10 protein-coding genes are annotated in these 13,061 nt (G+C 34.4%); 7 read left to right on the plus strand and 3 right to left on the minus strand.

All coding sequences use genetic code 11. From position 1 onward, the window contains the following. Positions 1 to 312: 312 nt before the first annotated feature. The 3 genes from AC4FRF_RS14410 to AC4FRF_RS14420 all read right to left on the minus strand — a co-directional run bounded on the left by AC4FRF_RS14410 (position 313) and on the right by AC4FRF_RS14420 (position 5,160). Positions 313 to 1,470, minus strand: a complete 1,158-nt coding sequence (locus AC4FRF_RS14410; RefSeq protein WP_491160419.1) for a PepSY-associated TM helix domain-containing protein — start codon at positions 1,468 to 1,470, stop codon at positions 313 to 315. Between the two features lie 100 nt (positions 1,471 to 1,570). Beyond that, positions 1,571 to 2,797, minus strand: a complete 1,227-nt coding sequence (locus AC4FRF_RS14415; RefSeq protein WP_491160421.1) for a DUF4374 domain-containing protein — start codon at positions 2,795 to 2,797, stop codon at positions 1,571 to 1,573. A gap of 17 nt (positions 2,798 to 2,814) precedes the next feature. Next, on the minus strand, positions 2,815 to 5,160 hold the full coding sequence (locus tag AC4FRF_RS14420; RefSeq protein WP_491160423.1) for a TonB-dependent receptor: 2,346 nt from the start codon (positions 5,158 to 5,160) through the stop codon (positions 2,815 to 2,817). A 302-nt stretch (positions 5,161 to 5,462) separates the two neighbouring features. On the opposite strand from AC4FRF_RS14420, the gene AC4FRF_RS14425 reads away from it, so the two are divergent. From AC4FRF_RS14425 to AC4FRF_RS14455, 7 genes are all read left to right on the plus strand, one after another. Then, positions 5,463 to 6,803 carry a sigma-54-dependent transcriptional regulator gene (locus tag AC4FRF_RS14425; protein WP_491160611.1) on the plus strand — a complete coding sequence of 447 codons (1,341 nt, stop codon included), beginning with the start codon at positions 5,463 to 5,465 and terminating at the stop codon, positions 6,801 to 6,803. Positions 6,804 to 6,976: 173 nt separating this feature from the next. Continuing rightward, positions 6,977 to 7,258, plus strand: coding sequence for a DUF7674 family protein (locus tag AC4FRF_RS14430; protein ID WP_491160425.1), 282 nt, complete (start codon positions 6,977 to 6,979; stop codon positions 7,256 to 7,258). 83 nt (positions 7,259 to 7,341) lie between these two features. Continuing rightward, the gene (locus AC4FRF_RS14435) at positions 7,342 to 7,419 is read left to right on the plus strand and encodes a potassium-transporting ATPase subunit F (protein WP_084625983.1); all 78 of its coding nucleotides are present in this window, start codon (positions 7,342 to 7,344) and stop codon (positions 7,417 to 7,419) included. 2 nt (positions 7,420 to 7,421) lie between these two features. Further along, complete coding sequence (gene kdpA / locus AC4FRF_RS14440; protein ID WP_491160427.1) at positions 7,422 to 9,122, plus strand: potassium-transporting ATPase subunit KdpA; 1,701 nt, start codon at positions 7,422 to 7,424, stop codon at positions 9,120 to 9,122. An 11-nt stretch (positions 9,123 to 9,133) separates the two neighbouring features. After that, positions 9,134 to 11,152: a potassium-transporting ATPase subunit KdpB gene (gene kdpB / locus AC4FRF_RS14445; RefSeq protein ID WP_491160429.1), complete on the plus strand. Its 2,019-nt coding sequence runs from the start codon at positions 9,134 to 9,136 to the stop codon at positions 11,150 to 11,152. 57 nt (positions 11,153 to 11,209) lie between these two features. After that, entirely contained in the window at positions 11,210 to 11,770 is a 561-nt protein-coding gene (locus AC4FRF_RS14450; RefSeq protein ID WP_491160431.1) for a K(+)-transporting ATPase subunit C, read from the plus strand. 176 nt (positions 11,771 to 11,946) lie between these two features. After that, positions 11,947 to 13,029 carry a porin gene (locus AC4FRF_RS14455; RefSeq protein WP_491160433.1) on the plus strand — a complete coding sequence of 361 codons (1,083 nt, stop codon included), beginning with the start codon at positions 11,947 to 11,949 and terminating at the stop codon, positions 13,027 to 13,029. Positions 13,030 to 13,061: the final 32 nt, after the last annotated feature.

The following is a 13,061-nucleotide window of genomic DNA, read 5'->3' on the forward strand; positions in this document are numbered from 1 at the left end:
AATTTTGCGGACTTGTTTCATAGGTTAAAATTAAGATTATTTCTTAACTTTCTGTGATGGCTAAGTTAGCATGTCCATTACGTAGTGTCTGGTGAGAAATAAATAGCTGCTTTCATACTTAATTTTGCTTATATAAACTTAAATTTGCTTTTTTAAGATGTGTTATCAAAGATTGGTTTGATTGATAATACGACTACGGTAAATAAGATCCTTTACAATAAAAAACAACCATGCAGTTCCTAATTTAGAACTGCATAGCTTGTTTTACCTCCGTATAAATAAAGGACATCATCTCAAAAAAAATAGATACTATTATATATTTGTTTTTTTCTTCCCCCACTTCCGATTATACCAAATGATAACTCCGGTTACGGGCAAGCTAGCACAAATCAAACTAGCTACAAAATAAATAATTTTTGTTGATAATCCTCCAATTGCACCAACATGTAAACCAAAGTTGGATCGAATTAACCATTTTGAAAATTGTTCATCACTAATATATTTGTGCGATTTAGGAAGTAATTGTAAAGTTTGTGAATCAAAATACAAATCCCTCCAAACACCATTATGCATATCCGTACACGCATAAAAATCTTCATTTGGTTTATCTGGAAAATGAATAATAACGGATTCTTTATTTTCTTTTGCGATTTCAGTTCGTACTTTTTTCCATATAAAATCAGCTGATGCTAGCCTATCCATTTTTGGAGTTGAAGTAGTCACTTTTTGAATCACTTGCTCTTTTTTCTCATTCTCATCGGCCCAGCCACCACTAATCCAATAAGTACTCTCTCTTAACCAATGAAAACTCATAATCAATCCAGTAAAAGCAATCAATGCTGCCAAAACAATACTGTAGAATCCTAACACATTATGAATATCATAATTGACCCGTTTGAATTTAGCTTTCCATTTTATTTTAAAACTACTATTAAAAGTAGTTTTATTCCATTTTTTAGGAAACCAAAGTATCAATCCACTAATGAGTAAAAAGAAGAAAATAACGGTTGCCCAAGCCGTTATTTGAGATCCAATTGCTTCATTCAACCAAAGATGACGATGTCCTTCATCAATGATATGAAAAAAGTCTTCATGATCCACCATACCCGTAATCTTACCATTATAAGGATTTACATAAATCAATGAATCCGACTCGATATCTACTTTAACTGATTTATCTAAACCATTATACCATACACCATGAATTTCTTTGTTAGGCAATGCTTTCTGTACCGCAGCATGAATTTGAGATGGCGGAAGTAATTGTTCTGGACTTTGCTGTTCAACATTTAGCCAAGGCGATGTGAGTTGTTTAATCTCTTGTTCGAATACTAAGATACAACCTGTAATTGCCATTATAAATACAATTATTCCAGAAACTAAACCCAACCAAAGATGAAACCATGCGTTGATTTTACTAAAGCGGGATTTAGGTTTTGATTTTGATTGTTGCTTTTTGATAACATTCATTATTATGCTTTTTAATAAAAAATAGATACTACAAAAAACCATATAACCATTACCTGTAGAGCAATGGTTATATGGTCAAAAATAAGGAGCTATTTTTATTTTATTTCTTTTTAGTTAATCTTGTTAATGATGGTAACTCTCCACCACTAACTACAGCACCTGATGTTGCAACTCCTGTAGCAATATCTATTTGATATACTCTTCTTTCATCATTAGTCACGAAACTTTTATATAATTTTCCACTTTCAACTAATACACTTCCAAAACCAAAGTAGTTATCACCTGAGTGGTCAGGCAAATTAGTGACTTTAGTTATTTTTTTAGAGCTAAGATCAATGATAGCACATTTTAATTTATATGATTTATAATTTAAGAAACCCCAATTAGGCTGATCGGCATCAATAGCAGTAGGAATATAATTAACCAATACTTTTTCTCCTCCGGCTGGGTAAGCTGATAAAACTTTTCCTTGAAGTTCACTTGTTTCAATATCTAAGAAGTAATCATCGTCAAACTCTGATTGTCCTTTTTTAATTTTAAGAATTCCTGAGTGAGAAGCAGTTGGAGTATAACCACATAAAACAGAATTTGAAGAGAATGTATAAATATCACCAGACTCTGTTTGAACCATACCTGTATTTGTATAGTATTGACCAATAGCAGTTGTGCGAGAATCTTCAATTGTTTTTAAGTATGTCAATGAAGGATATTCATATACTTTTACAACTGCTTTGTCCTGGAAAAGTTTCCAGTCTTTATCACGTTCAAAAGTTGAAACGAAAAGTCGGTTTCCTGATACACATACACTTGTAGGCCATAAAAAATGTCCATTAGATATCGCAAAATCATCATATTTACTATTCGTAATTTTTACAGTTTCAGGGTCGTAAATTTTAATTTCATTTTGAGTACTACTAGCATCCCAAGGTGAATTAATAGTAACTAATTTCCCATCATCAGTAGTACCATAAGCATAAGTATCTCCTGTAAAAATAGGATTAGTTTTAGCTATTACACCTTCTGAATTAAGATAAAAACCTAGTGATCCTTCTGCATCTCCTGTTAGTGCAAAAAAAGTATTTGCTACAGGTACGAATGAGCCTGCTTGTTCTGTTCCTTTTCCAACCATATCAATAGACCCGGTCATCAATTCATCTACCGACTCGAATTGCCAAACATAGGTATTCCACTCTGTATCCTGATATGATAATAAATAAGTTTCATCAGCCGGATTTCTTTGTTCTGAATTATCTTCATCATTACTACATGAAAAAAGTACTGCCGGCAATACTAATAAAGCTAAAAGTTTTTTAATTTTTGTTATCATTGTTCTTAATTTAAAATTTAATTAATAAAATATCTGAATTTAACCATAAATGATCTTCCTGGTTTTTGTACCCTATAGTAATCATACACTTTAGTATCTGTAATATTATTGCATTCTAAACCAATATTATATTTTCCTTTTCCAAATGTATAAGCAGTATTTATACTTTGTGTAAATTGTTCCGGTATTGTATTTCTATCACCCGGACTACCGTTTCTGGTAGATACCAAGAAGTATTCATCTATATAATTTGCTAAGAGATTAATACTTAAATTGTCATCTGCAGTTCTAATCTTTCTGAAGTTAAAACCTAAATTAGCGTTACCATAAAAAATTGGGGTATTAGCTATTTGATACCCTTTATCTGCATTTCGGGTATTAGACCCCACTGGATCGAAGATACTTTCATCAATTGTTTTCTGGTAGGTAGCATTTATTTCAAAAGTTACGCTGTTTTTATATCCATACTGAAAAGTTCCGTCTATACCACTTACTCTTACGTCAGCCTTATTTATAAAATTAGACTGAGCTCCTGTTGTTTCAGCTTGGATAAAGTTTTGTGCATTTCTATAAATGTAATTTCCCTGAAATCCAAAAGAATGATTTTCTAACTTTTTCTTAAAGCTAAATCCTGCATTAATATTATCACTAGATTCCGGTAATAAATTGGGATTAGCTAAAACAAGTAATCCATTTCCCAGCATTTCTTCGGCAATTGGTAAACGAAAAGCATGTTCATAGGACCCCTTAAGCTGTAAATTTTCACTTAGAAAATAAGACAAAGCCGTTCCATATCCTATATCATCAAAAGAATCACTAAATTCATTGTAAACCCAGTCTTCTTCATCAGCATATTGATCGTCTAGCACTACCATCGTAGTTTTCAAAAAATACTTTTTAGCAAAAGCTGTGAAAGACATTTTTCTATCAAAGGCAGCTAAATTATAAGATAAACCTAAAATATTCTTATTGATTGAAGGCTCACCCGGTCTGGTAATATCATAAAATTCATCATCTTCTTTTCTTTTTAAATTATTGATGGAATAATTTAAAGCAAAATACTGTTGCTCATTTAAATCGTATTTAAAAGTAGTATTTGCCTGAAAAGATTTGTCATCAAAAACATAAATCGATTTATTGTAATTTAATTCACCTCCACTTGTTTCAACTCCGCTCGGAATACTAGTACCATCCCATTTATACCTTAACGATGAAGTATCTACAGCTCTGGTTTTTACAATATTATAAGAAGCAATAAAGTTTACCGATAAGTTTTTAGTAAAAAGGCTGTCTTTTTTAAATTTCAAAGAAGGAACAAATGCCTTACTATCATTAAAAGCCTGTCCTACTACACGCTGCATATTTGTACCGGTTTGAATTTCTTTTTTATTAGCAGAAGCCATTAATCCAAACAATAAATAATCCGCATATTTTTTTCCTTTCACTCCAATCTCTGCCATTATAGCTCCAGATTTATAACCATCATGAAAGTGTTTGTATTCACGTTCTGGATTAAAAGTACCATCCGAATTAAACGTCTGAACATCTACTTTATAATTATTATCCGTATAATTTCCAAAAGCATTAATGTTAGCCACTAATCCATTTTTTCCCATAAATCGGGTGTTTACAGCTACTCTATGCGTATTAAATGACCCAAAACTATAAGAAGCATCAATATATCTTTTCACTGAAGGATTTGTAACAATATTTACAGCTCCACCCAGAGCGTCACTTCCTAGTTCAACAGGTACTACTCCTTTATAAACTTCAATCCTTTCAGCTAAATTTACCGGGATATTATTCAAAGAAAATGAAGATCCATAGCTATCAATAGGAATTCCATCCATAAAAAATTTCACCTGATTACCTGAAAATCCATTTAATGAGAATTTAAAATCAGATCCCATACCTCCAGTTTCTCTAACACGAACTCCAGTAGTAGTACCTAATACCTGATTCAAATCAACAGCTGAATTGTATACTTTTTTTAGATCAATTGCTGCTACATTATAAGCTTGCTCACGCACACGTTCTACCTTCGATTTTCCAGCCACTTGAACTTCATCTAAGGCAGCTGTATCTTCTTCGATTGTTATATTCGAAACTGATTTATCAGCTTCTCCTACAGTTAATTCAGTTAATTTCGATTTAAATCCTATGTAGCTAACCACTAAAATATAATTGCCAGGCTTCGTTGAAATTACATATTCTCCTTTCTCATTTGTTAATGCTGCATAAGCCGTTCCTTTTAATGCTACTGAAACTCCTTCGGCAGGTTTACCGTTATTTGTTAATATAATTCCTGATATTTTTACTTTGGTAGTTTGACAGTAAATATTTGTTATTGTTAAAAATAACATTGTTAAAACTATTATACTTTTTGCACGCATTATTTTAAAATTAGTTCTCATTAAATTTCGGCACAAAAGTATTATTTAAAAACAGTCTAAACAACATTATATTAAATTATTCTAAATAAAAATAACAAATAATAATTAAACAACTAGTAATCAATCTAATAATTACATTCTAAAAATCATTTTTTTCTTATTAAAAGTAATACTATCGAAATTGAGAGTAGAAAAAAGCTACAGCAAATAATCCAATTAGACGAATTCCACAATGCATTAAAATAATACCTAAATTTGTTTTAAAAAATTTAATATTGAAAACTATATTGATCATTGACGACGAAGAAAAACTTCGCGGACTTTTAGCCCGAATCATTAAATCGGAAGGTTTTGAAGTGGTGGAAGCACCAGATTTAAAATCAGGCTTCAAAAAATTAGAGCAAAACGATATTGATGTAGTGCTGTGTGATGTCAAACTCCCAGATGGAAATGGTGTGGATTTTCTTCAAAAAATAAAAATAGCATTTCCATTGGTAGAAATTATTCTTCTCACTGCTTACGGCAAAATATCTGATGGGGTTCAAGCGATGAAAAACGGCGCTTTTGATTACATAGTAAAGGGTGATGATAATGATAAAATTATTCCGCTTTTATACAAAGCAATAGAAAAATCAGAACTCCAAAAGAGAATAAAAAAGTTGGAACAACGAATTTCCGATAAATATTCTTTTGACTCCATTATAGGGAAATCTAAAGCATTGGAACAAGCTATTGATTTAGCCAAAAAAGTAGCGAAAACCGATTCCACAGTATTGTTGACTGGAGAAACAGGGACAGGAAAAGAAGTTTTTGCACAAGCCATTCACGAAAACAGCAACCGTGTAGGGAAATCATTTGTAGCCTTAAATTGCAGTACTTTTAGCAAGGAAATTATGGAAAGTGAACTCTTCGGGCACAGACAAGGAGCTTTTACCGGAGCTTTAAAAGACAAAAAAGGATTTATTGAAGAAGCCAACGGGGGTACTTTATTTTTAGATGAAATTGGCGAAATGCCTATCGATTTACAAGCTAAACTATTACGGGTATTAGAAACAAACCAATACATCCCGGTGGGAGATACCACACCTAAGAAGTCTAATTTCAGATTGATTGCTGCCACCAACAGAGATTTAAAAACAGAAAGTGACAATCATACTTTTCGTCTGGATTTGTATTTCAGACTAAACATTTTTGAAATTAAAATTCCTGCACTACGAGATAGAAAAAAAGATATTGCAACATTAACTACTTATTTTGTCAAACAGTTTTCAGATAAAATCAATAAAAAGCAATTGCTAATTTCAGCCGATTTTCTCCAAAAACTGGAAGCTTATCATTGGCCAGGAAATGTTCGAGAACTGAAAAATATCATCGAGCGTTCCGTTATTTTAGCTGATGAAATCCTTACTCCAGAAGTTTTACCTTATGAAATGCAACATATTCAGGATAATTCTAATAAAACAATGTCGGCTTTTTCAATGCAAAGTATTGAAAAACTCCACATTCAAAAAGTATTAAATTATACGAAAGGCAACAAAGCTGAAACTGCCCGATTACTCGAAATTGGGATTGCTACTTTGTATCGAAAATTAGATGAATACAATATTCATTAGTTATTTTTAAATTGAACTTCCAAAACAATAAAAGCCTATCATTTTGATAGGCTTTTTTTTGCTCCGTTTTTGGCATATCAATTACAAATAGAATAAATACAAGGACTTACCGAATTTTCATTTTATTGGAACAGCTTTTGGCATTAGGCAAATGAACATAAAAATTCATTCTAATGAAAAATCAGGTCACCACCAGCTACAAACAAGCCGAACGCTTTGCTGAAATAACAAAATCAGCGATTATTTCGGGAAATATTGTAAGAGCTAAAAAATGTTTGGCTTTAGCCGAAAAATTATTTACTACCGGAAGCTCCGAAACTAAAAATGCCATTTCTAATGTCTATGTTTTATCGGTTTCCACTTTTATGAAATTACGCCATTGCAGTATTTCTAATCTTTTTCCGAATTCACTCAAGACGGAATATCATAAACAAATAAACACTTCTGGAGTATGACGGCACTTATCCTTACTGCAAGCGGATGGATTGTATTCGCTCTATTTTTTAAAATGATTCTATTCTTTGAAAAAATCTAATTTATGATACCACTTTTCATTATCGCCATAGCAGTTTTTGTATACATCTGTTATGTACTAATTAAACCCGAAAAATTCTAAATATGAACTCTGAAATACTAGGAATTATCGTTATATACGGATTGGTCGTGCTTTTAGCCATTCCGCTAGGTCGTTACATCGGCAAAATATTCAATTATGAAAACACTTGGTTGGACAGAATTTTTAATCCAATCGATAAACTATTCTTTAAGATTGGTGGCATCGATCCATTCAAGGAAATGAACTGGAAACAGCATTTGTTTGCTCTTTTAACTATCAATCTGGTTTGGTTTATCATTTCGATGTTGGTTTTAACCAATATGGCCTGGCTGCCATTTAATCCAGATGGAAATCCGTCCATGAGTGGCGATTTGGCATTCAATACTTCTGTTAGTTTTGTAACCAATACCAATTTGCAACACTATTCTGGCGAAAGCGGATTGTCTTATTTAGGACAATTAACGTTGATGCTTTGGCAATTTATCAGTGCAGGCTGCGGAATGGCAATTTGTGCCACAGTTTTTATGGCTATGAAAGAGAAAACGTCTGCAACTTTAGGAAACTTCTATAGTTTTTTCGTGAGATCTTGTACCAGAGTTTTATTGCCTTTGTCATTTATAGTAGCCATTATTTTAGTGCTGAACGGAACTCCGATGACATTTGAAGGTAAAGATACCATTACCACTCTTGAAGGCAATGAACAAAATGTCAGTCGCGGACCAGTAGCAGCTTTTGTAGCCATCAAACAATTAGGAACTAATGGCGGAGGATTTTACGGTCCGAATTCGTCGAATCCAATGGAAAACCCAAATTACCTGACCAATATAGTGGAGAATGTTTCCATCTTTTTGATTCCGATTGCACTGGTTTTTGCTCTTGGATTTATCCTGAAACGTAAAAAGCTATCATGGACAATCTATAGTGTGATGACTTTAGGTTTTCTGATGCTGTTGATTCCTGCCGTAATTAGCGAAATGAATGGAAATCCTGCTATTTCCAATATGGGAATTGCTCAGGATATGGGAAGTATGGAAGGAAAAGAAGTGCGATTTGGTGCTGCTGCTTCCGCCAATTGGGCTACATATACAACAGTTACAAGTAACGGATCTGTAAATGCAATGCACGATAGTATGATGCCAATTGCAGGTATGACAACACTTCTCGGCATGATGATTAACTGTTTTTATGGCGGTGTTGGTGTTGGATTTTTGAATTTCTACATCTTTATAATCCTAAGTGTCTTCATTAGCGGATTGATGGTGGGTAGGACACCCGAATTTTTAGGTAAGAAAATCGAAGCCAAAGAAATGAAAATTGCCATGATTATAGCCTTGTTGCATCCTTTTCTAATCTTGGTTGGAACGGCTTTGGCTAGTCATTTATATGCATCTGATCCAGAAGCTTTATCCGGTTGGTTGAACAATCCGGGCTATCATGGATTTAGTGAAATGCTATACGAATTCACATCCTCTTCAGCCAATAATGGAAGTGGATTTGAAGGTTTGGGCGACAATACTCCGTTTTGGAATATTGCTACCGGGATTGTGATGCTTTTGGCTAGATATTTACCAATCATCGGACCAGTTGCTATTGCTGGAATGTTGGCTCAAAAGCAATACATCCCTGAAAGCAACGGAACTTTAAAAACAGATACCTCTACTTTCGGATTGATGGTTTTTGCAGTGATTTTTATTGTAGCTGCTTTGTCGTTTTTCCCAGCTTTAACTTTAGGTCCAATCGCTGAATATTTTTCAGCTAAATAATTACAACTATCATGAGTACATCTCAAAATAATTTATTTCAAAAAGAGTTGGTTAACGAAGCCTTCAAACAGGCGTTCGTGAAACTCAACCCTAAAATAATGTTCAAAAATCCAGTAATGTTTACAGTGGAAATTGGAACAGCCATCATGTTGTTTGTCTGTCTTTGGATTTTATCCGGAGAAGGTTCACAAGGAAGTTTCATCTACAATTTCACTGTTTTTCTAGTTTTATTTCTAACATTGCTTTTCGCAAATTTCGCCGAAGCCATTGCCGAAGCAAGAGGAAAAGCACAAGCCAATAGTTTGCGAAAAACACGTGAGGAAACGCCAGCAAAATTAGAAAACGGTCAGACCATTTCTTCCGCTGAACTCAAAAAAGGCGACATTTTTGTTTGTGAAGCTGGTGATATTATTGCAATTGATGGAGAAATTACCGAAGGTCTGGCCACTATAGACGAAAGTGCCATTACTGGCGAAAGTGCTCCGGTAATTCGTGAAGCTGGTGGCGATAAATCATCGGTAACTGGTGGAACAAAAGTATTATCAGATAAAATAAAAGTAATGGTGACATCGGAACCTGGCGAAAGTTTTCTGGATAAAATGATCGCCCTGGTGGAAGGTGCCAACCGTCAAAAAACACCAAATGAAATTGCTTTAACGATTTTACTGGCTGGATTTACTTTAGTATTTATCATTGTAACAGTGACTTTAGCTCCCTTTGCAGCCTATGCCCATGCTCCCATCACAATAGCTGCTTTTATTTCCCTTTTTATCTGCTTGATTCCAACAACCATTGGCGGATTATTATCGGCTATCGGAATTGCAGGAATGGACAGGGCTTTGCGTGCCAACGTCATTACAAAATCTGGAAAAGCAGTGGAAACTGCCGGAGATATTGATGTGTTGCTTTTGGACAAAACCGGAACCATCACCATTGGAAACCGAAAAGCAACAGCCTTTTATCCAACAAAAGGCGTTTCGAAGGACGATTTTATACAATCGGCGGTATTGAGTTCTCTTGCAGATGATACGCCAGAGGGTAAAAGTATCGTGGAGTTGGCTGGTCAGGATGTGGCTAACAAATTGTCTGTGGAAGGTGCGACTTTAATCAAATTCACTGCTGAAACCAGAACTTCTGGTGTGATTTTGAAAGACGGCACTAACATTAGAAAAGGCGCTCAGGATACTGCAAAAAATATCGCAATTCAAGCAGGAAATTCGTTTCCAGAAGATATTGCACAAAAAGTAATTAACATTTCCTCTAACGGTGGAACGCCTTTGGTTGTTATCAAAAACAACCAGGTTCAAGGAGCTATTGAATTGCAGGACATCATCAAAACCGGAATGAAAGAACGTTTTGAACGCTTACGCAAAATGGGAATCAAAACAGTAATGGTTACCGGTGACAATCCCCTTACGGCAAAATTTATTGCTGAAAAAGCGGGTGTTGATGATTTTATCGCTGAAGCCAAACCGGAAGACAAGATGAATTACATCAAAAAAGAACAGTCCGAAGGAAGATTGGTAGCCATGATGGGTGACGGAACCAATGATGCTCCTGCCCTTGCCCAAGCCAATGTTGGTGTAGCGATGAACAGTGGAACTCAAGCTGCAAAAGAAGCCGGAAATATGGTCGATTTAGACAATGATCCAACCAAATTAATCGAAATTGTAGAAATAGGAAAACAATTACTGATGACACGTGGAACGCTGACCACTTTCTCTATTGCGAATGATGTTGCCAAATATTTTGCCATTATTCCTGCACTTTTTATCACTGCTATTCCGGCGTTACAAGGTTTGAATATTATGGGATTACACAGTCCGGAAAGTGCTATTTTATCTGCAGTACTATTTAATGCAATTGTTATTCCGTTGTTGATTCCTTTGGCTTTACGTGGCGTTGCTTACAAAGCAATTGGTGCATCGGCTTTGTTACGTAGAAATTTATTCATCTACGGAATTGGCGGTATGATTGTTCCTTTTATCGGAATAAAATTGATTGATTTAGTTGTATCAATATTTGTGTAGTTAAAGTAATTAGAAAAATAGAATCTGAAACAAGTTCAGATTAAAAAAATAGAAATCATGAAAGAAAATATAAAACCAGCAATCCGCTTAACCCTTTTTTGTGCCCTTTTTTTCTCTGGAATTTACACATCGAGCATTCTTGGAATTGCACAATTGACTCCCAATCAGGGAAAAGGTGAAACTGTTACCGTAAACGGAAAAAATTACCCTATTAATGTGGCTCAGAAATTTACAGAAAATAAATATTTCTGGCCCAGACCATCTGCTGTGGATTATAATGCTGCAGGTTCTGGCGGAAGCAATAAAAGTCCTGATAATCCTGAGTATTTGACAGAAGTGCAAACCCGTATTGGTGCCTTTTTACATAAAAATCCATCCGTAAAACGTAGTGAAGTTCCATCAGAATTAGTTACAGCTTCAGGAAGCGGATTAGATCCAAATATATCTGTAAATGGTGCCACAGTTCAAATTAAACGTATCGCAAACAGTAGAAAATTATCAGAGAACAAAATAGCAGAACTAATAAAAAATAATACTGAGCGCCCTATTTTTGGAATGTTTGGACCTGCTAAAGTGAATGTTTTGCAATTAAATATTGAATTAGACAAATTGAATTAAGCATTAAGATTTTAGTATTAAAAATAAGATTGTGAATTTAAAATAAAGTTCTTTAAAAACGGAATGCCTACACCAGATTGCTTCGCCAGTTCGGCTTCTAGCCTTGGTGCTAGATTAGTTTCAAATAAAAAATAAAATTAGGATGCGATTGCTTCGTACCTCGCAATGACAACAAAATGAAAAAATTAATAATCACTGCTTTAGTAGCATTCGGATGCACAACAGTTAATGCTCAAGAAGCAGATAATCAGAAAAACCCACTAAGTTTTTCGGGATATTTTGAAACGTATTATAGTTATGATTTTGGTAAACCCGACAATCATACAAAACCCGGTTTTTTATACAGTTATAATAGAGCTAACGAAGTAAATTTGAATTTGGCTATGGCCAAAATGAATTATTCGAAAGAAAATGTTCGGGGCGATTTGGCACTTATGGCAGGAACTTATGCCGAATATAACTTGGCAGCCGAACAAGATTTATTGAAAAATGTTTTTGAAGCGAATGTTGGTGTCAAAATTTCCAAAGACAACAATCTCTGGATAGATGCGGGAATTATGCCGTCTCATATTGGATTTGAAAGCGCCATCGGTAAAGATTGCATGACTTTGACCCGAAGTATGGGAGCAGAAAACTCTCCCTATTATGAGGCAGGTGTAAAAATTGGTTACACTTCAAAATCTGAAAAGTGGTATTTGGCTGCAATGTATTTGAACGGCTGGCAACGTATTCAGAAAATCGATGGCAATCATACACCAGCATTTGGAACGCAGCTGACTTTTAAGCCAACGGCAAAAGTGTTGTTGAACTGGAGTACTTATGTTGGAAACGAACAGCCTGATGTGGATGCGAAATGGCGTTATTTTAATGATTTTTACGGAACATTCAAATTGACCGATAAAACGATTGTAATCGCAGGTTTTGATATTGGGGCACAGCAATCGGCTAAGGGAAGCCGTAAGTATGATCTTTGGTATACTCCAGCCGCAATCATTCACTATAAGCCCACGGATAAAATACAATTGTCAGCCAGAGGAGAATATTACCAGGACGAAAAAGAAGTGATTATTCCAACAGGAACACCTAATGGTTTTAAAACCTATGGTTTCTCGGCAAATTTTGATTATTTACCTGTAGAAAATGTGATGTTTAGAATAGAAACCCGAACTTTGAATAGCAAAGATGCTATTTTTTTGAAGGACAATAATCCAATAAACAGCAATATGTGTATAACAACATCTTTGGCTGTATCAATTTAGAAAAAGGTAATAATTATACTTTTTATTAGAAA

It is taken from the genome of Flavobacterium sp. ST-158 (assembly GCF_058309975.1).

Excerpts from the sequence above, each read along its gene's own strand:
- AC4FRF_RS14410 (WP_491160419.1), bottom strand. The coding sequence starts at position 1,470 with ATGAATGTTATCAAAAAGCAACAATCAAAATCAAAACCTAAATCCCGC.
- AC4FRF_RS14415 (WP_491160421.1), bottom strand. The coding sequence starts at position 2,797 with ATGATAACAAAAATTAAAAAACTTTTAGCTTTATTAGTATTGCCGGCA.
- AC4FRF_RS14420 (WP_491160423.1), bottom strand. The coding sequence starts at position 5,160 with ATGTTATTTTTAACAATAACAAATATTTACTGTCAAACTACCAAAGTA.
- AC4FRF_RS14430 (WP_491160425.1), top strand. The coding sequence starts at position 6,977 with ATGAAAAATCAGGTCACCACCAGCTACAAACAAGCCGAACGCTTTGCT.
- AC4FRF_RS14435 (WP_084625983.1), top strand. The coding sequence starts at position 7,342 with ATGATACCACTTTTCATTATCGCCATAGCAGTTTTTGTATACATCTGT.
- kdpA (WP_491160427.1), top strand. The coding sequence starts at position 7,422 with ATGAACTCTGAAATACTAGGAATTATCGTTATATACGGATTGGTCGTG.
- kdpB (WP_491160429.1), top strand. The coding sequence starts at position 9,134 with ATGAGTACATCTCAAAATAATTTATTTCAAAAAGAGTTGGTTAACGAA.
- AC4FRF_RS14450 (WP_491160431.1), top strand. The coding sequence starts at position 11,210 with ATGAAAGAAAATATAAAACCAGCAATCCGCTTAACCCTTTTTTGTGCC.
- AC4FRF_RS14455 (WP_491160433.1), top strand. The coding sequence starts at position 11,947 with ATGAAAAAATTAATAATCACTGCTTTAGTAGCATTCGGATGCACAACA.